The sequence below is a fragment of the Streptomyces sp. NPDC059861 genome, from assembly GCF_042731435.1.
Classification (GTDB): domain Bacteria; phylum Actinomycetota; class Actinomycetes; order Streptomycetales; family Streptomycetaceae; genus Streptomyces.
Map to the genome: position 1 here is coordinate 14,676 of NZ_JBHWJQ010000016.1, position 16,987 is coordinate 31,662.

Here is a 16,987-nt window from a genome sequence, read left to right on the forward strand (position 1 = left end):
CCCTATGCCGCCGGGGACTCCGAGGCCAGGGGCTCCGGCGGGCGCAGCTCGTGCCAGCGCAGCTCCGCCTCCAGCTGCGCGGCGAGCGAGACGAGCAGCGGTTCGCTGTGCGCGGGACCCAGCAACTGGGCACCGACCGGCAGACCGCCGGTGACGAAGCCCGCCGGGATGTTCACGCCGGGCCAGCCCAGCACGTTCCACGGCCAGGCATAGGGGCAGGCGGCGATCATCGCGCGGTCGGTGGCCAGCCCGCCGAGCCGCAGCATGGCACCGATCCGGAGCGGGGGAGCGGCCGTGGTCGGCGCCAGGATCACGTCGTACGACGAGAAGAACGCGCCGATCCGGCGGTGCAGCGCCGCCTCCGCGCGCCGGGCGGCCCGCAGCGGCGCCCCGCCGAGCAGCCGGCCCAGCCGCGCGGCGTCCCGGGTGCGCGGGTCGAGCAGGGCGGCGTCGGGGGCCTCACGGACCCAGTCCGCGACACCGGCCGTGGCGCGGGGCACGAAGGTCAGCCCGATCTGCCCGTAGGGCGGGTCGGCCTCCTCGACCGTGTGGCCCGACGCGGCCAGTTTCCCGGCGAGTTCGACGACCCGGGCGCGGATCTCGGGGTGCAGCCGGGCGGGCACCGCGGTGAACGGCGGCTTCAGCGCGAGGGCGATGCGCAGCCGCCCGGGGTCACGGCCCACCGCCCCGGACACGTCGACCGTGGGCGGGCGGTGCGGATCCTGGTCGTGGTTGCCGCAGGCGGAGTCCAGCAGCAGGGCCGCGTCCGCGACGGTACGGGCCAGGGTGCCGTTGACCGTGATGCCGTGGAACGATTCGCCCCGCGGCCAGGTCGAGATGCGCCCGCGCTGCGGCTTGATGCCGATCAGGTGCGTCCAGGACGCCGGGATGCGCACCGAACCGGCGCCGTCCGAGCCGAGCGCCGCCGGCACCAGCCCCGCCGCGACCGCCGCCGCCGAGCCACCCGAGGAACCGCCCGGCGTGTGCTCGGTGTTCCACGGATTGCGGGTCGCGCCGAACGCGGGTCCCTCGGTGAACGGCCACTGCCCGAGTTCGCAGGTGTTGGTCTTGCCGACGATCACCGCACCGGCCGCGCGCAGCCGCCGTACCGCCTCGCAGTCCTCGGCGGCCGGGGCGAACGTGCCCGGGCAGCCGAACGCGGTGGGCTCGCCGGCCACGTCCATGTCGTCCTTGACGGCGACGGGCACCCCGAGGAGCGGCCGTCGCGCCCCGGCGGCCAGTTCGCGGTCGGCGGCCTCGGCCTCGGCGAGCGCCGCCTCGGCCCGCACGATCCGGAAGGCGTTGAGTGTCCCCTGCGTCGCCTCGATCCGGGCCAGGACCGCCGCGACGAGCGCGCGCGAGGTCATCTCGCCGGCGGCGAGCGCGCGGGCGGTCTCCGCCAGACCGGCAAAAGGGTCGAGCGTCATGCGGACACCTCCGGAGCGTGTGGTCTACCGAACGGTAACGTCAGGAGGCCCGCGGGGGAACGGGGTTGGGGCAAAGGGGTGGGGGCATGGACGGCCGGTGCCCTCGCGGTCCTGCGGGGGCACCGGCCGTGGTGGGTGTCAGGCGTTCGGGTCGAAGGGGATTCCGGCGGGCATCGAGTGGGCGAGGGCGTACTGGAAGTCGCCGTCGTCGATCTTGATGGTGGCCGAGCCGAAGTCCGCGCTCAGCAGCTTGTCGCGGTATCCGGCCGGGTAACCGTTCCAGCCGACGAGTCGCGGGAAGAACCAGCCGCCGGTGGCGTTCTCCGGCGGTTCGTCGTTGCCGCCCGCGAACCGGAAGCAATGGCTGCCGGCGCCGTCCTTGTGGTACACGATCTTCGGATGGGTGCCGTCGAAGCGGATCGACGAACGGGCGGCCACCTCGTAGGTGTTGTGCCGGGACACCGACACGTACCGGGCCTCGTTGTCGTTGACCCACACCACCACGTGCTCCCAGTCGTGGATGTGCCCGATGGCCGCAGGACCGAGGGTCACCTGGTCTTTTTCGAAGTAGCTGGCGTACATCACCGCGCACCAGCCGTTGTTGCACTTGGCGCGCGAGTACGTGTTGGCGTTGGCCAGCTGGGCGTGGTCGTGGCAGCGGCCGTTGACGTCACCGCCGAGCTCAAGACCGGGATTGAGGGTGCCGTCGGCGCCGATGGCAGCGGTGGCGTAGCAGCCGTCGCCGTCGTAGTCGTAGGCGGGGGAGAAGGTCTGTTCGAGCCCGTCGGCGTTCTGGGGCAGCAGTTGCAGAACGTTCGCGTGGGCACTCGCCGGGACGGCCACGAGCAGCGCCATCGCGCCGAGCGCGCCGAGGACGGCTCTGGCGAGGGGTCTCGCGTTGCGCATCACACCTCCTTGGTCGGCGCTGCCGTCAGCAATAGAGGTTGCCGCCCGGCGAGACCCCGAGGATGGAGGTGAACCGGTGGTAGGCGTCCACGCGGCTCTGCACCTGGGCCGGGTTCCTGCCGTCGCACTCCAGGGAGCCGTTGATGCTGCGGATCGTCTGGCCGAAACCGGCGCCGTTGACCATGGCGTTGTGCGGGGTCATGGTGCCGGGGCCGGACTGGGTGTTCCAGTACCACAGGCCGGTCTTCCAGGCCACGGCCGGGTCGTTCTGCACCAGCCAGGGGTTGTTGAGCAGATCGATGCCGAGCGCGTCGCCCGCGGCCTTGTAGTTGAAGTTCCAGCTGAGCTGGATGGGACCGCGCCCGTAGTAGGCCGCCTGGCCGGCCGGGCAGCCGTACCACTGGCCCCAGTCGCAGTAGTGCGGGTAGTTGGCCTGGTTCTGCTCGACGATGTGGACGAGGCCGCCGGTCTCGTGGTTGACGTTGGCGAGGAAGGCGGCGGCCTCCTGCTTGCGCACGGTGTCGCTGCCGGTCTTGGCGAAACCGGGGTAGGCGCTCAGGGCGGCGGTCAGTCCGCTGTAGGTGTAGAACGAGTTCCGGCCCGGGAACATCTGGTTGAACTGGGCTTCGGAGACGACGAATCCGGACGGGTTGCCGCCGCCACCGCTGCCGGGCGCGTTCCACTTCTGGTTCGCGGCGCCGGTGCAGCTCCAGATCTGCAGCCGGGTGCCGTTGGCGCTGCTGTTGTCCCGGACGTCGAGGCACTTGTTCGCGGCCGGGTTGACGATGTCCCGCGCTCCGGTGACGACCCACTGCTGGTTGGCCCCGCCGGAGCAGTCCCACAGCTGTACCGCCGCACCGTCGGCGGTGCTGCGTTCGACGACGTCCAGACACTTGCCGAGCGCGCGGAGGGTTCCGTCACCCGGGTTGGACCAGACCTGGGCGCCGGTCCCGTTGCAGTCGTAGAGCTGTACGGCGGTGCCGTTGGCGCTGCCGGCGCCCGCCACGTCGACGCACTTTCCGGCGAGCCCGGTGATCGTGCCGTCGGCGGCCTGGGCGGGGGTCGCGGTGAACAGGGCGGTGACGACGGCGGAGAGGGCGGCGAAGGCCGTGAACCGGCCGATCAGGCTCCGTCGGGTACCGGGACGTCTGAGGTGGGAGATGCGCATGCTGGACGACGCTCCTTGGGTGGGGGTTCGCGTCATCACGCGCTCGGACGCCCTGCGGAAGGTTCGTCAGGTGGCAACGTTCGGGGCCACGTTCATCCTGGGGACGGCCGAGTGCGCGGACGGGGGAGGTATCGTCCGGTGAAACTAAAGGTATGGACCATTTTAGTCAAGGCGTGAAGTAAGAGCTGAGGTAAGGGAGTTGAGCTGGGTACAGGCCCTCGGAAACGCGAACGGCCGGCTCCGACCCCCGCTCATGCGGGTCGGAGCCGGCCGGGTTCGGGGCCGGTGATCAGGCGGCCTGCGGCACCGCCTGCCCGTGCACGCGCGCCACGACCTCCGTGAGCTGCGCGGCGACCTCGGCGTCGTCGGCCGGGTGGGTCTCGGCGAAACGGGTCACGGAGCCGGGGATGGAGAGCTTGATGTCCTCCAGCACCGTGGCGCCGGCGATGCCCAGCGCCTTGCGGGCCTCGTCCTGTGCCCAGACGCCGCCGTACTGGCCGAAGGCGGTGCCGACCACGGCGACGGGCTTGCCGCCCAGCGCGCCGGCGCCGTACGGGCGGGACAGCCAGTCGATGGCGTTCTTCAGCACGGCCGGGATGGTGCCGTTGTACTCGGGGGTGAACAGCAGCAGGGCGTCGGCCGAGCCGGCGGCCTCGCGAAGACGTGCGGCGGCGGCCGGGACCGTGCCCTCGACGTCGATGTCCTCGTTGTAGAAGGGGATCTCGGCCAGGCCCTCGTACAGCTGGACGTCGACACCCTCGGGAGCGAGCTTGACGGCGGCCTCGGCGAGCTGGCGGTTGTGCGAGCCGGCGCGGAGGCTGCCGACGAGGGCGAGGATGCGTACAGACATGGGAACTCCATGGGGGATGCAACGTGGGGTATCCGGACCGAGGTCCGTTTAAATTTCTATCACCCTAACCGGACCGCGGTCCAGTTTCTTCCTCGTGCTTTACGCTGTCTTCATGTCCGCCTCCCTGCCGCCCCTCCCGGAGTCTCGTGAGCCGCTGGGTGCATCCGAGTTGCTGGAACTCGGCCCCTCCGTCGAGGAGCAGTGCCTGCGCGCGGACGCCGCGCGCAACCGCGCCCGGCTGCTGGAGGCCGCGGGCCGGCTGGTGGCGGAGCACGGCGCGGCGGCGCTGACCATGGAGGCGGTGGCCACGGCCGCGTCGGTGGGCAAAGGGACGGTCTTCCGCCGCTTCGGGGACCGGGTCGGCCTGCTGACGGCGCTCCTCGACCACTCCGAGAAGAAGTTCCAGGCCGCGTTCCTCGGCGGACCGCCACCGCTGGGGCCCGGCGCGCCGCCCGTGGAGCGGATGCGCGCGTTCGGCTGTGCCTCGCTGCGCAGGTCGGTGGAGGAGCTGGACCTCCAGCTCGCCGCCGAGGGGACCCCCGACCGCCGGCACAGCGCGGCGCCCCGGCAGCTGCTCCACCAGCACCTGGTCATGCTGGTGCGGCAGGTGGTGCCCGACGCGGACTGCGCCCTGCTCGCCCAGACGCTGATGAGCTACCTCGACCCGGCCGTGGTCCACCACCTGACCAAGCGCTGCGGCATGCCGCTGGAGCGGCTGGAGGCCGGGTGGGTCGACCTGGTGGCGCGCATCACGCGGACCGAGTGCCCGCCCGCCGGAGCCCTGACCGAGCAGCCCCACGCCGCCGAGCGGTCCTGTACCGAACCGCCCTGCTGAGTCCCCGGCGGCCTGTTCGGCACGCCTTCGTTCGTTGAAGGCGGGAGCACGTTCCCCCGCCCGCCTCCCGTGCCGCCGCCTCTGCCAAGATGCGGTAGGTCATGGTGCAGATACCGAACACGCCCGCGTCCGCGCCGCCCGCTCGGCGCTCCGTGCCCACGAGCGCCGATGTGGCCCGCCTGGCCGGCGTCTCGCGTGCGACCGTCTCGTACGTCCTCAACAACACCAGCGCCGTACGGATCAGCGAGCCCACGCGCCGCCGGGTCCACGAGGCCGCGAAGGAACTCGGATACGTCCCGCACGCGGCCGCCCGCAGCCTGCGCGCCGGGCACAGCCGGATGGTCCTGATGCCCTCCCCGGCCATCCCCGCCGGGCCGCTGTACGCGCGGTTCATCAACGAACTCCAGTGGGCCCTGAGCCGCCTCGACTACACGGTCGTCCAGTACGGCACGCTCGGCCCGCACGGTGACGAAGCCGCCCGCGCCTGGGCCGAGTTGCGGCCGGTCGCCGTGCTCGTGCCCGGCCAGGGCCTCGGCCCGCAGGGCGTGGCGGTGCTCAAGCGCTCCGGCGCCCGGGCGGTGGTCACCCTCGGCCCGGCGAGCGTCGAGGGCGCGCACGCCCTGCTCATGGACCAGACGGCCGTCGGCCAGGTGGCAGGGCGCCATCTCTACGAACGCGGAAGCCGTCACGTCGGCGTCGTGGCGCCCGCGGAACCCGGCCTGGAGGCCTACTCCCGGCCGCGTCTGGACGGCGTACGGCAGGCACTGCACGGCACGGACGCCGTCGTCACCGAGCTGCCCCTCGCCTACGACGAGCAGGCCGCCGCACACCTCGCCACGCGCTGGCGCGAGCTCGGTCTCGACGGGGTGTTCACGTACAACGACGAGTACGCGATGCTGCTGATGCGCGCCCTGCAGGACGAGGGCGTACGGATCCCCGAGGACGCGGCGGTGATCGGCGCGGACGACCTGATGCTGGGCCGGCTGCTGAGGCCGCGCCTGAGCACCGTCCACATCGAGCTGCCGTCCGGCCGGGAACTCGCGGAACTGGTCGACCGCGCGGTACGCGACCCGGGCGCCGCGCCCGAGAGGCACGAGGTGCTGGGCGCCGCGGTGGTGCACCGCGACTCCAGCTGACACCGGGCGGCGGGGCCGCCGCGTCGCTCGCCGTCGCCCGCCGCGGCGGCGAGGCCGATCGGCGGGCCTTCACCGGCGTGCACCGGGCGCCGGCAGGCGCGGATGCGGCGCGTTACCCCTGCCAGGTGCCGGACCGACTGTGCCGACCCGCTTACTGGGCCTCGCCCTCCTGCGCCTGCTGCTCGGCGACCGCCTTGCGGACCTCGTCCATGTCCAGCTTGCGGGCCTGGCCGATCACGTCGGTGAGGGCGGCCTCCGGCAGGGCGCCGGGCTGGGCGAACACGGCGACCCGGTCGCGCACGATCATCAGCGTCGGAATCGACTGGATGCCGAAGGCGGCGGCCAGCTCCGGCTGCGCCTCGGTGTCCACCTTGCCGAACACCAGGTCCGGATTCTCCTCCGCGGCCTTCTCGTACACGGGGGCGAACTGCCGGCACGGCCCGCACCAGGACGCCCAGAAGTCGATCAGGACGAACTCGTTGTCCGTGACCGTCTGGTCGAAGTTGTCCTTGGTGAGCTCAACTGTCTGGCTCATGGCGTGATCCCTACTTCCTGGTGTGGGGGCGAAGCCGTCGGCAGAACACGGCCGGACCGCCGGGTATTCCGGGCGTCCGATCGATCATGTAACGGCGCGCGTACCCATGTGGCCGACGCGTCACACCACCCATCAGACTGACCACCATGACGGAAAAGCAATCCATCGCCTACGACGTCGTTGTGCTCGGTGCCGGACCGGTGGGGGAGAACGTCGCCGACCGCACCCGCGCGGCCGGTCTGACCACCGCGGTCGTGGAGAGCGAGCTGGTCGGCGGCGAGTGCTCCTACTGGGCCTGCATGCCCAGCAAGGCCCTGCTGCGCCCGGTCACCGCACGCGCGGACGCCCGCCGGGTGCCGGGGCTGAGCCAGCTGGTGCAGGGGGACCTCGACGTGACCGCGGTGCTCGCCCACCGCGACTACTACACCTCCCACTGGAAGGACGACGGCCAGGTCGCGTGGCTCGACGGCATCGGGGCCGACCTGTACCGGGGCCACGGCCGCCTCGCCGGACCGCGCACGGTCGTCGTCACCGGCCCCGACGGCGAGGAGAGCACCCTCACGGCACGCCACGCCGTCGCCGTCTGCACCGGCAGCCGCGCCCAGCTGCCCGAGCTGCCCGGACTCGCCGACGTCAGGCCCTGGACCAGCCGGGAGGCGACCAGCTCCCCGGAGGTGCCCGGGCGGCTCATCGTCGTGGGCGGTGGCGTGGTCGCCACCGAGATGGCCACCGTCTGGCAGGCCCTCGGCTCCCGCGTGACCGTCCTGGTGCGGGGCAAGGGGCTGCTGAACCGGATGGAGCCCTTCGCCGGCGAAATGGTCGCCGAGGCGCTCACCGAGGCCGGCGCGGACATCCGTACCGGCACCTCGGTCGAGTCGGTGACCCGGGAGAACGGCACGGTCGTGGCCGTCACCGACCGCGGTGACCGCATCGAGGCCGACGAGATCCTCTTCGCCACCGGGCGCGCCCCGCGCACCGACGACATCGGCCTCGACACCGTGGGCCTGGAGCCGGGCTCCTGGCTGCCGGTCGACGACAGCCTCCAGGTGCCCGGCACCGACTGGCTGTACGGCGTCGGCGACGTCAACCACCGTGCGCTGCTGACCCACCAGGGCAAGTACCAGGCCAGGATCGCGGGCGCCGCCATCGCCGCCCGGGCCTCCGGCGAACGGACCCTGGATTGCGGCCCTTGGGGCGCGCACGCCGCCACCGCCGACCACGTGGCCGTACCGCAGGTCGTCTTCGCCGACCCGGAGGCGGCGTCCGCCGGGCTCACCCTCGCGGAGGCCGAGCGGGCGGGCCACCGGGTCCGCGCCGTCGACGTGGAGCTCTCCTCGGTCGCCGGAGCGGGCCTGTACGCCGACGGTTACCGCGGGCGCGCCCGGATGGTCGTCGACGTGGAGCGCGAGATCCTGCGCGGGGTGACCTTCGTGGGCCCGGCCGTGGCGGAGCTGATCCACTCGGCCGCCATCGCCATCGCCGGTGAGGTGCCGCTGAGCAGGCTCTGGCACGCGGTGCCGTCCTACCCGACGATCAGCGAAGTGTGGCTGCGGCTGCTGGAGAGCTACCGGGACAACTGAGCGGGACCCCTCATTCCGGCAGAGCGAAGCCCAGCTCCCGCGCCGCCTCCTCAGGCGTCGGCTGCGCCCAGCGCTGAGCCACCGTCCCGTTCGCGGACAGGGAGCGCAGCTCGGCGCGGTCGACGTACAGCACGCCGTCCAGGTGGTCCGTCTCGTGCTGCACGATCCGGGCGGGCCACCCGGTGAACACCTCGTCCACGGCACTGCCGTGCTCGTCCGAGCAGGTCAGCCGTACCCGGGTGGGCCGGGCCACCACCGCCTGCCAGCCGGGCAGGCTCAGACAGCCCTCGAAGAACCCGGCACGCGCCGCGCCGGCCGACTCGTACGACGGATTCACCAGTACCCGGAACGGCAGCGGCACCCGCCCCCGCGCCAGCCGCACCTCCTCCGGCACCGGAGCCGGGTCCTCGATCACCGCGATCCGCAGCGGTACGCCGACCTGCGGTGCCGCCAGACCGACGCCCGGGGCCGCGTGCATGGTGACGCGCAGGGCCTCGACGAACCGGGCCAGCGTCGCGGGCTCCAGCTGGCCCCCGAACGGCTCGGCGGGCTGCCGCAGCACGGGATCGCCGGCCGCCACGATCGGCAACGGGCTGCCTGTGGCGAGGAGTTGCTCGACATGCTCGGCGAGCGGCATACGGTCACGGGGTGCAGACATCGGGCCAGGATGCCATGACTCCTGTCGTGTGACGCAGGCCACTGAAATCTCCGGGAACTCCCTGCGCCCCCGCCCCGACTACTGCACCACTACGGCCGAAAATCGTCCCCCGCTCCCCGGAGACCCCATGACCACAGCTCCCCCGACCAGCACGGACGCGCCCCCGCAACCCGCCGCGCCACCGCCGAGACCGAGCCCGTGGGCGCCTTTGCGCCCGCTCGTGCTGCGCCTGCACTTCTACGCCGGGCTCCTCGTCGCCCCGTTCCTGCTCGTCGCGGCCACCACCGGTTTCCTGTACGCCGGTTCGTTCCAGGCCGAGAAGATCGTGTACGCCGACGAGATGACCGTCCCCGAGGCCGGCGGCACCGAACTGCCCATATCCGCGCAGGTGGCCGCCGCCCGCGAGGCGCACCCCGAGGGAACGGTTTCGGCCGTGCGGCCCGCGCCGGAGGACGACGCCACCACCCGCGTCATGCTCTCCGGGGTGCCCGGCGTCGACGAGGACCACACGCTCGCCGTGTTCGTCGACCCGTACACGGGGAAGGTGCGGGGGGCCCTGGAGCAGTACGGCTCCACCGGGGCGCTCCCGCTGCGCACCTGGATCGACGAGTTCCACCGTGACCTCCACCTCGGCGACAGCGGACGCCTCTACAGCGAACTCGCCGCGAGCTGGCTGTGGGTGATCGCGGGCGGCGGCCTGGTGCTGTGGTTCTCCCGCCGCCGCGCCCGGCGCAAGGTGCGCGGCACCACCGGTCGGCGCCGCACCCTCGGCCTGCACGGCACGATCGGTGTCTGGGCCGGGATCGGCTTCTTCTTCCTGTCCGCGACCGGCCTGACCTGGTCGACGTACGCGGGCGCGAACATCGACGAGCTGCGCACCTCCCTAGGCCACTCCACGCCGTCCGTGTCGGCCTCGGCGGGCGGCGACCACGGGGGCCACGGCGCCGCCGCGGGGACCGGAGGTTCCGGCGAGCACGGTGTCGGGCTCGACAAGGTGCTGACCTCCGCCCGGGCGCAGGGGCTGGGCGACCCCGTCGAGATCGTGCCGCCGGCCGACGCGGGCTCGGCATACGTCGTGAAGCAGGTGGAGCGTGGCTGGCCCGGGAAGCAGGACTCGGTCGCCGTCGACCCGGCCACCGGCGAGGTCACCGACGTGCTGCGGTTCGCCGACTATCCGCTGCTGGCGAAGCTGACCCGGTGGGGCATCGACCTGCACACCGGCGTGCTGTTCGGGGTGGTGAACCAGCTGGCCCTCATGCTGCTCGCGCTGTCCCTGGTCGTGCTGATCGTGCTCGGCTACCGCATGTGGTGGCAGCGGGGCCGCGGATCCGCCTTCGGCCGGCCGATCCCGCGGGGCGCCTGGGCGCAGGTGCCGCCGCAGATCCTGGTCCCGTTGCTGGCCGTGGTCGCCGTCGTGGGCTACTTCGTGCCGCTGCTCGGCATACCGCTGGCCGCCTTCCTCGTGGTGGACGTGATCCTGGGCGAGATCGCGCACCGGCGGGGGCGGCGGACGTACGGCACCGGGGGAGGGGCGGGCGGGGAAGCGGCCGCCGGATGAGCGCCGGCCCGGCCTCTCGGAAAGAGGCCGGGCCGGCATCGCCGTCAGGGTGAGTGCACCGGTCAGACGCGCTCCTCGAAGTCACCGGCGAGCGCGGCGGCGATCCGCAGATGCGGCTCCGCCTCCGTCTGCCGGCCCTGGCGTTCGAGCGTACGGCCCAGCATCAGCCGGGCGTACTGCTCCACCGGGTCGCGCTCCACGATGGTGCGCAACTCGTCCTCCGCGCGGCGCAGTTGGGCCGAGTGGTAGTAGGCGCGGGCCAGCAGCAGCCGCGGTCCCGTCTGCTCCGGCACCTCCTCGACCAGCCCGTCCAGGACGCGTGCCGCCGCCGTGTACTCCTTGGCGTCGAAGAACATCCGCGCGCGGTCCCAGCGTTCGGCCGCGGTTCCGTGGTCGTAGTACGTCGTGTCCACTCCTGACCTCCTTCGAGCGACTCAACCGACCCGAGTGGTTGAATATTCCACTACTTGGGGCGCGTCAGGGCGGGCCCTCGCGAGGCGTCCGTCCGGTGTCCGGGGAGTCGCCCCGCCGGAAGGCGACGAGCGCGGCGTCGTCACCGAGGTTTCCGCCGCCGGTGTAGTGCAGCAGGTCGGCGCGGAGGAAGGAGACGAGCGACTGCGGGTCACCGCGGGGCCAGGTGCGGATGCGGTCGGGCAGGGGGTAGAACGCGCCGGCCCGATCCCGCGCCTCCAGGACGCCGTCGGTGCACAGCAGCACGACGTCGTCCGGCCCCAAGGGGAAGGATCCGGTGCGGCCGTACGCGGTCGCCAGGCCGAGACCGAGCGGCGGGGCCGGGTCGGGCAGCGCCGGTTCCACGGGGTGGCCGTCGCGGATGACGAGCGGCGGGGGGTGACCGCAGGAGAGGCAGCTGATCGGGCCTGCGTCGTCGGGCACGTCGAGCAGCAGTGCGGTGACGAAGTCCTCCCCGGCCGCCCGGTCCGGGGTCCTGGGCGTCGCGGCGAGCGCGCCGTCCACGGCCGCGGCGAGCGTGGGCAGGCCGGGCTCGCGGTGGGCCGTGGCGTGGAACGCCCCCAGGACGAGGGCGGCCTCACCGACGGCGTCCAGGCCCTTGCCGCGCACGTCGCCGATCATGAGCCGGGTGCTGTGCGGTCTGCGGGCGGCGGCGTACAGGTCGCCGCCGATGACCGCCTCGGCCTCGGCCGCGAGGTAGACGGACGCGATGTGCAGCGGGCCGGCACGTTCGGGCAGCGGCCGCAGCACCGCCTTCTGGGCGGTCAGGGCCAGGGAGCGTGCGTGGCGGTAGTGCCGTGCGTACTGGTCGCGCAGGTAGGCGAAGAAGACCACGACGGCGGAGACGGCTGCCAGCGCGAGGGTGGCCACGCTCTGGTTGAGGGCGGGCGGTCCCTGAGTCATGTCGACGGCGACCTCCGCGCCCAGGGCCAGAGCCGCGACAGCCGCGGTGAGCCGGGCGCCGGCGAAGGAGGCGGTGATCGCCGGCGCCACGACGAGGAAGGGGCTGAGGCGGACCTGCGGCGGTGTCAGCACATCCACGAGGGTGATGACCGCGATCAGCACCAGCGGCACGGCAACCCATAACGGTCGCCGCCCGTCGCGCGCGCTCAGGAGATCGAAACTCATGAGCCAGCAATACTCGCCCCGCGTGCGCCGGGCCCAGGTGGTACGTGTGTCGGCACCCGTATGGCGGGCAGAGCACGGGAAGTGACGTCGCGGCCCTACCGGCAGCGCCGGCGCGGGCTCAGGCGACGGCTGTCAGGAACTCGATGAACGCGGCGTTCACCTCGGCCGGGCGTTCCTGCTGGGTCCAGTGGCCGCAGCCCGCCAGTTTGAGGGGCTCGCGCCGCAGGCCGGGCATCAGGGCGGGGAGCCTCGCGATGAGTTCGGGCGTGCCGGGGAAGGCGGGGACGACGTCGCGGTCGCCGTAGACGTACAGGGAGGGAGGGGTGACGACGGCGCCGTCCCAGGGGGCCGTCAGTTCCCAGTTGCGGTCCAGGTTGCGGTACCAGTTGAGCGCTCCGGTGAAGCCGCCGGAGAAGCTCTCGGTGAGCGCGTCGAGATCGTCCTCGGTGAACCACTCGGGCAGTGTCCCGGGGTCCGGCATGGTCGCGAGCCAGCCCACCTCGGGGTCGACCAGCGGCTGCTCGACCGCGCGGGGGGCCTCGCCGGAAGCCCAGCAGATGAACTTCCGCAGGGCGGTGCGGGTGTCCGCGGCGAACTCGGCGTCGGCGACACCCGGGCGGTTGAAGTAGTTCCAGTAGAAGCGGCCGCCGAACCTCCTGCCCATGGCGACCAGCGGAGGCTCCGGGCCCCGGAACGGAGGGGGCACGCTCAGGCCGGCCACCCCGAGCACCATGTCCGGCCGCAGCAGGGCGGTGTGCCAGGCGACCGGCGCGCCCCAGTCGTGGCCGACGACGTACGCCTTCTCCTCGCCCAGGGCCCGGATCAGGCCGACGACGTCGCCGACCAGGTGCAGGATGCTGTAGGCGTCGACATCGTCGGGGTGCTCGCTGCGGCCGTAGCCACGCTGGTCAGGGGCGACCACCCGGAATCCCGCGGCGGCCAGGGGAGCGAACTGCCGGTGCCAGGAGTGCCAGGACTCGGGGAAGCCGTGCAGGAGCACCACCAGGGGGCCTTCGCCTTCCTCGGCGATGTGCAGCCGGATCCCGTTCACGTCGACCATGCGATGCTCAACCATGCGCCCGAGGGTACGCGTCGTGATCTTCGCCGCGGTGCCGGACGCGCGACGCGACGGGGCGGTCCGGCCGCACCGAGGCCGGGTCCGTCAGAACACGCGGATCGGGATCTCGGCCGGGTCGGCGAGCAGTTCGGCGATCTCGTCGTCCAGCCGGACCAGTGTGACGGAGGCGCCGGCCATGTCGAGCGAGGTGCAGTACTCGCCCACGTAGCTGCGCGCGATCTCGATGCCTCGCCCGGCCAGCTGCTTGTGGGCTCGTCCGTACACCAGGTAGAGCTCGCCGATCGGGGTGCCGCCGAGGCCGTTGACCATCAGGGCGACACGGTCGCCGGAGGAGTACGGGAGGTCGTCCACCACCGCGCTGACGAGTTCGCCCACCATCGCGTCGGCCGGCTGGAGCTTCTCCCGCTTCCGGCCCGGCTCGCCGTGGATGCCCACGCCCATCTCCACCGCGTCGTCCGGCAGGTCGAACAGCGGGGAGCCCTTCGCGGGCGGCGTGCACGCGGTGAGCGCCATGCCCATGGTTCTGGTGACGGAGTTGACCTTCTCCCCGATCCGGTGCACCTCGTCGAGGTCCGCGCCGCGCTCGGCGGCGGCGCCGACGGCCTTCATCACGAAGAAGTTGCCCGCCACCCCGCGCCGTCCGACGGTGTAGGTCGAATCCTGTACGGCCACGTCGTCATCGATGAAGAGGGTACGGACCGTCACCCCCTCGGCCTGGGAGAGCTCCTCGGCCATCTCGAAGGCCATCCGATCCCCGGTGTAGTTGTTGACCAGCAGCAGAACGCCCTTCGGGGAGGCGACCAGCTTGACCGTCTCGTAGACGAAGTCGGCCGGCGGCGCCGCGAACACGTCGCCGGGGCAGGCCGCGTCGAGCATCCCCCTGCCGACGGTCATCACATGTGCCGGCTCGTGACCGGACCCGGAGCCCTGCACGAGGGAGACCTTGTTCTCCTGCGGGGCGTCGGCGCGCATGATCAGGTTGTACTCGGGGACGTACTTCAGGGTGCCGGGGTTGGCGAGGGCGAGCCCCTCCAGCATCTGTGCGACATAGTCCTTGGGGTCGTTCACGAACTTCTTCATCCCGCAACTCCTTCGTGGTGCCGGTGCCCGCCGCTGAGGTGCGATTCGGGGAGCGGGGCCCGCTGCCCGCCGTCAGTCGCGTGCCTCCCACTCGGCGGCGACGCGCTCCGCCATCACCGCGACCGCCACCGCGCCCGGGTCCGGCGAGCCGATACTGCGCTCCCCGGTGTAGCTCTGGCGGCCACGCCGGGCCTGCATGGAGGTCGTGGCGTCGGCCGCGGTGCGGGCCGTCTCGGCGGCCAGCCGGGCCAGTTCTGCCGCCTCGGCTCCCGGTCCGCCGTCCGCCAACCGCTGCTCCAGGGCGTCGGTCATCGGTATCAGCGCGTCCAGCAACGTCTTGTCGCCGAGGTCGGACCTGCCCCGCGCCTTGATCCCCTCGGCCGCGGCTCGCAGCATGGCCACGGCATCCGCGGCCGCCGGTTCCGGCCGGTCCTTCACGGCCCCCGACGCCCGCAGGAAGGCTGTGCCCCAGAGCGGCCCCGACGTACCGCCGACCCGCTTGGAGATCACCAGGGCGACCTTCTTCAGGAATTCGGCCGGCGAGTCCGATGTCAGGGTGTCCCACTCGGCGAGCACGATCTCGAAGCCGCGCGCGAGCGAGTACCCGAAGTCCCCGTCACCCGCGACGGCGTCGAGGTCACCGAATTCCTTCTCGTTGTCGACCGCCGTCCGGGCAATGGTCCGGACGACGAAGGCGAGGTCGTCGACGGGTGTCGATGGCGAGGACATGACTCTCCTGACTGCCGCGGTGTCAGTGCGAAGGAGGAGGCGGACCGGGCGGCGCCAAGTCCGGCGGCCCAGCTCCCGACGGACCCGACGCGATGTGGTCGCCGCCGTCGGGGAGCAGGGCGGCCAGGTCCTCGAGCTCCATCCACGGCCCCGGGCGGACGCCCAGCGGATCGCTCAGCACGCTGGTGACGGTCTCCTTCGGGGGCGGATCGCCCAGCGAGGTGACCACCAGGCGTGCCCCGGTGAAGTCCTCCTCCTCGGTGTAGGCGCTGGTGGTGACGGCGCAGGCCAGCCCCGCGCCGAGCGCGGACAGCATGCCGTTGCGGCTGTCCTCGATCGCGACGACGCGCGCCGGATCGAGGTCCAACCGGCGCACGGCGACTGCGTAGATGTCGGGGGCGGGCTTCTTCCGCTGGACCAGGTCGCCGGCGAACACACCGAAATGGGCGGCCAGTTCGGGCCCCATGGCGAGTTCGAGCACGCTGCGGACGGACACCTCCGCGGAGGTGGAGGCGACCGCGAGCGTCCACCCGGCCTCGTGGGCCTGCTCGGCGACCCGCCGTACGCCGGGTCTGGGCGGGATGTCTCCGCTGCGGATGATCCCGGTGTAGATCTCGGTCTTGCGCCGGTGCCAGGCGGCGACCTGCTCCTCCAGTGCGGCCGGGTCGGCGGGCAGACCGGCGGCGGCGACGAACTCGGGGGTCAGCAGTGTGCGCATCCTCTCCTTGCCGCCACCGACCTTCACCCTCTGCGCGTACTCCGCGTCGCTCCACCGCACGGGCAGACCGAACTCCTCGAAGGTCGCGTTGAAGGCGGGCAGGTGACCGTCGCGTTCGGTGTCGGCGAGCACCCCGTCGCAGTCGAAGATGAGCGCGGGCATGGCCTCAGCCCGCCCGACCGGCGCTGCCGAAGAGCCGCATCAGGGAACCGGTCAACTCGATGACATCCTGACGTACGGCCCGGAACAGCGACGGCGGATCCCACTTCTGCCGCTCCGCAGCCGTTTCCAGGAAGGCCAGATTCGACTTCATGTACGTCTCCTTGAGGGCGGTCGAGATGTTGACCTTCGCGCACCCCCGGGAGATCAGGTCGCGGAACTGCTCGTCGGACAGTCCGCTGCCGCCGTGCAGGGCGATCGGTACCGGATGGGCCGCCACCAGGTCGGAGACGCGCTGGGCGTCGAGCACCGGCGCCTGCTTGTACGACCCGTGGGCGTTCCCGATCGCCGGTGCGAAGACGTCGACCCGCGTGGTCCGCAGGAACTCCAGCGCGACCGCGAGGTCCTGCCGCGCGGCGGCGACGTCACTGCCGATGCCGTCCTCCACACCGGTGATCGATTCGATCTCGCCCTCGACCGCGGCTCCGTACGTACGAGCCTCCGCGACGACCTCGACGGTCTGCCGCATGTTCTCCTCGACCGGCAGGCTGGAGGCGTCGAAGAGCACCGAGTTCCACCCCCGCCGCAGGCACTCGGTGATGACCTCGCGCTCCGGACAGTGATCGAGGTGCAGGGTGACAGGCACCTCGATACCGGCGGTCATCGCGGTCCACAGGGCGAAGAGCACGTCACTGCCGATCGACCTGACCGTCTTCACGGAGGTCTGCACGATCAGCGGCGACGCGTTCTCCACGGCGGCCGCGAGCACGGCCTCCAGCGTGAGGTCGTTGAAGACGTTGATGGCCGGCACGGCGTAGCGCTCTTCGAAAGGCCCGGAGAGGATCTCGGTCAGCGGTTCCACACCCACGGCGCCTCCACGTGTCCGCCCCTTCCCCCTCCATTCGACGCCCGCGCATGACACCCCGCCACTCGTAGTCCCTGGCACGTCCTTCTCGCGGACCTGCGCCGTT

Annotated in this window: 17 protein-coding genes; 4 read left to right on the forward strand and 13 right to left on the reverse strand. The window is 72.3% G+C overall.

Annotated elements, in window-relative coordinates; translation table 11 throughout:
• Window positions 1-2 precede the first annotated feature (2 nt).
• From ACFV6X_RS16310 to ACFV6X_RS16325, 4 genes are all read right to left on the reverse strand, one after another.
• Complete coding sequence (locus tag ACFV6X_RS16310; RefSeq protein ID WP_385383469.1) at window positions 3-1,427, reverse strand: amidase; 1,425 nt, start codon at window positions 1,425-1,427, stop codon at window positions 3-5.
• Window positions 1,428-1,565: 138 nt separating this feature from the next.
• Window positions 1,566-2,333 carry an NPP1 family protein gene (locus ACFV6X_RS16315; protein WP_385383472.1) on the reverse strand — a complete coding sequence of 256 codons (768 nt, stop codon included), beginning with the start codon at window positions 2,331-2,333 and terminating at the stop codon, window positions 1,566-1,568.
• Window positions 2,334-2,358: 25 nt separating this feature from the next.
• A complete protein-coding gene (locus tag ACFV6X_RS16320) occupies window positions 2,359-3,501 on the reverse strand; it encodes a glycoside hydrolase family 19 protein (protein ID WP_385383475.1) in 1,143 nt (380 codons plus the stop codon).
• Between the two features lie 289 nt (window positions 3,502-3,790).
• Window positions 3,791-4,351: an NAD(P)H-dependent oxidoreductase gene (locus tag ACFV6X_RS16325; RefSeq protein WP_385383478.1), complete on the reverse strand. Its 561-nt coding sequence runs from the start codon at window positions 4,349-4,351 to the stop codon at window positions 3,791-3,793.
• Between the two features lie 112 nt (window positions 4,352-4,463).
• Here ACFV6X_RS16325 and ACFV6X_RS16330 point away from each other — a divergent pair, with 112 nt between their 5' ends.
• Together ACFV6X_RS16330 and ACFV6X_RS16335 are read left to right on the forward strand one after the other, a co-directional pair.
• Window positions 4,464-5,186 (forward strand): TetR/AcrR family transcriptional regulator, encoded by a 723-nt coding sequence (locus ACFV6X_RS16330; RefSeq protein WP_385383481.1) that lies wholly within the window; start codon window positions 4,464-4,466, stop codon window positions 5,184-5,186.
• 101 nt (window positions 5,187-5,287) lie between these two features.
• The gene (locus ACFV6X_RS16335; protein WP_385383484.1) at window positions 5,288-6,322 is read left to right on the forward strand and encodes a LacI family DNA-binding transcriptional regulator; all 1,035 of its coding nucleotides are present in this window, start codon (window positions 5,288-5,290) and stop codon (window positions 6,320-6,322) included.
• 151 nt (window positions 6,323-6,473) lie between these two features.
• Here ACFV6X_RS16335 and trxA read toward each other — a convergent pair whose 3' ends face one another.
• The gene (gene trxA, locus ACFV6X_RS16340; RefSeq protein ID WP_365448609.1) at window positions 6,474-6,857 is read right to left on the reverse strand and encodes a thioredoxin; all 384 of its coding nucleotides are present in this window, start codon (window positions 6,855-6,857) and stop codon (window positions 6,474-6,476) included.
• Window positions 6,858-7,003: 146 nt separating this feature from the next.
• On the opposite strand from trxA, the gene ACFV6X_RS16345 reads away from it, so the two are divergent.
• Window positions 7,004-8,437, forward strand: a complete 1,434-nt coding sequence (locus ACFV6X_RS16345) for a dihydrolipoyl dehydrogenase family protein (protein WP_385383487.1) — start codon at window positions 7,004-7,006, stop codon at window positions 8,435-8,437.
• Between the two features lie 10 nt (window positions 8,438-8,447).
• Here the strand turns inward: ACFV6X_RS16345 and ACFV6X_RS16350 are convergent, their stop codons facing one another.
• Window positions 8,448-9,095, reverse strand: a complete 648-nt coding sequence (locus ACFV6X_RS16350; RefSeq protein WP_385383490.1) for a peptide deformylase — start codon at window positions 9,093-9,095, stop codon at window positions 8,448-8,450.
• Between the two features lie 127 nt (window positions 9,096-9,222).
• Here ACFV6X_RS16350 and ACFV6X_RS16355 point away from each other — a divergent pair, with 127 nt between their 5' ends.
• Window positions 9,223-10,653 (forward strand): PepSY-associated TM helix domain-containing protein, encoded by a 1,431-nt coding sequence (locus tag ACFV6X_RS16355; protein ID WP_385383493.1) that lies wholly within the window; start codon window positions 9,223-9,225, stop codon window positions 10,651-10,653.
• Window positions 10,654-10,715: 62 nt separating this feature from the next.
• On the opposite strand, the gene ACFV6X_RS16360 is transcribed toward ACFV6X_RS16355, so the two are convergent.
• The 7 genes from ACFV6X_RS16360 to ACFV6X_RS16390 all read right to left on the reverse strand — a co-directional run bounded on the left by ACFV6X_RS16360 (window position 10,716) and on the right by ACFV6X_RS16390 (window position 16,884).
• Window positions 10,716-11,066: a tetratricopeptide repeat protein gene (locus ACFV6X_RS16360; protein ID WP_365448617.1), complete on the reverse strand. Its 351-nt coding sequence runs from the start codon at window positions 11,064-11,066 to the stop codon at window positions 10,716-10,718.
• A gap of 64 nt (window positions 11,067-11,130) precedes the next feature.
• Window positions 11,131-12,252, reverse strand: a complete 1,122-nt coding sequence (locus ACFV6X_RS16365) for a PP2C family protein-serine/threonine phosphatase (RefSeq protein ID WP_385383496.1) — start codon at window positions 12,250-12,252, stop codon at window positions 11,131-11,133.
• A gap of 118 nt (window positions 12,253-12,370) precedes the next feature.
• Window positions 12,371-13,327 carry an alpha/beta fold hydrolase gene (locus ACFV6X_RS16370; protein ID WP_385383499.1) on the reverse strand — a complete coding sequence of 319 codons (957 nt, stop codon included), beginning with the start codon at window positions 13,325-13,327 and terminating at the stop codon, window positions 12,371-12,373.
• Window positions 13,328-13,414: 87 nt separating this feature from the next.
• A complete protein-coding gene (gene dhaK, locus ACFV6X_RS16375; protein ID WP_385383502.1) occupies window positions 13,415-14,410 on the reverse strand; it encodes a dihydroxyacetone kinase subunit DhaK in 996 nt (331 codons plus the stop codon).
• A gap of 72 nt (window positions 14,411-14,482) precedes the next feature.
• Complete coding sequence (gene dhaL / locus ACFV6X_RS16380) at window positions 14,483-15,139, reverse strand: dihydroxyacetone kinase subunit DhaL (RefSeq protein ID WP_385383505.1); 657 nt, start codon at window positions 15,137-15,139, stop codon at window positions 14,483-14,485.
• A gap of 22 nt (window positions 15,140-15,161) precedes the next feature.
• Window positions 15,162-16,019 (reverse strand): HAD-IA family hydrolase, encoded by an 858-nt coding sequence (locus ACFV6X_RS16385; RefSeq protein ID WP_385383508.1) that lies wholly within the window; start codon window positions 16,017-16,019, stop codon window positions 15,162-15,164.
• Between the two features lie 4 nt (window positions 16,020-16,023).
• Window positions 16,024-16,884, reverse strand: a complete 861-nt coding sequence (locus ACFV6X_RS16390) for a class II fructose-bisphosphate aldolase (protein ID WP_385383511.1) — start codon at window positions 16,882-16,884, stop codon at window positions 16,024-16,026.
• Window positions 16,885-16,987 lie beyond the last annotated feature (103 nt).

Coding starts and splice junctions, on each gene's coding strand:
- ACFV6X_RS16310 (WP_385383469.1), bottom strand. CDS start 1,427: ATGACGCTCGACCCTTTTGCCGGTCTGGCGGAGACCGCCCGCGCGCTC.
- ACFV6X_RS16315 (WP_385383472.1), bottom strand. CDS start 2,333: ATGCGCAACGCGAGACCCCTCGCCAGAGCCGTCCTCGGCGCGCTCGGC.
- ACFV6X_RS16320 (WP_385383475.1), bottom strand. CDS start 3,501: ATGCGCATCTCCCACCTCAGACGTCCCGGTACCCGACGGAGCCTGATC.
- ACFV6X_RS16325 (WP_385383478.1), bottom strand. CDS start 4,351: ATGTCTGTACGCATCCTCGCCCTCGTCGGCAGCCTCCGCGCCGGCTCG.
- ACFV6X_RS16330 (WP_385383481.1), top strand. CDS start 4,464: ATGTCCGCCTCCCTGCCGCCCCTCCCGGAGTCTCGTGAGCCGCTGGGT.
- ACFV6X_RS16335 (WP_385383484.1), top strand. CDS start 5,288: ATGGTGCAGATACCGAACACGCCCGCGTCCGCGCCGCCCGCTCGGCGC.
- trxA (WP_365448609.1), bottom strand. CDS start 6,857: ATGAGCCAGACAGTTGAGCTCACCAAGGACAACTTCGACCAGACGGTC.
- ACFV6X_RS16345 (WP_385383487.1), top strand. CDS start 7,004: ATGACGGAAAAGCAATCCATCGCCTACGACGTCGTTGTGCTCGGTGCC.
- ACFV6X_RS16350 (WP_385383490.1), bottom strand. CDS start 9,095: ATGTCTGCACCCCGTGACCGTATGCCGCTCGCCGAGCATGTCGAGCAA.
- ACFV6X_RS16355 (WP_385383493.1), top strand. CDS start 9,223: ATGACCACAGCTCCCCCGACCAGCACGGACGCGCCCCCGCAACCCGCC.
- ACFV6X_RS16365 (WP_385383496.1), bottom strand. CDS start 12,252: ATGAGTTTCGATCTCCTGAGCGCGCGCGACGGGCGGCGACCGTTATGG.
- ACFV6X_RS16370 (WP_385383499.1), bottom strand. CDS start 13,327: ATGGTTGAGCATCGCATGGTCGACGTGAACGGGATCCGGCTGCACATC.
- dhaK (WP_385383502.1), bottom strand. CDS start 14,410: ATGAAGAAGTTCGTGAACGACCCCAAGGACTATGTCGCACAGATGCTG.
- dhaL (WP_385383505.1), bottom strand. CDS start 15,139: ATGTCCTCGCCATCGACACCCGTCGACGACCTCGCCTTCGTCGTCCGG.
- ACFV6X_RS16385 (WP_385383508.1), bottom strand. CDS start 16,019: ATGCCCGCGCTCATCTTCGACTGCGACGGGGTGCTCGCCGACACCGAA.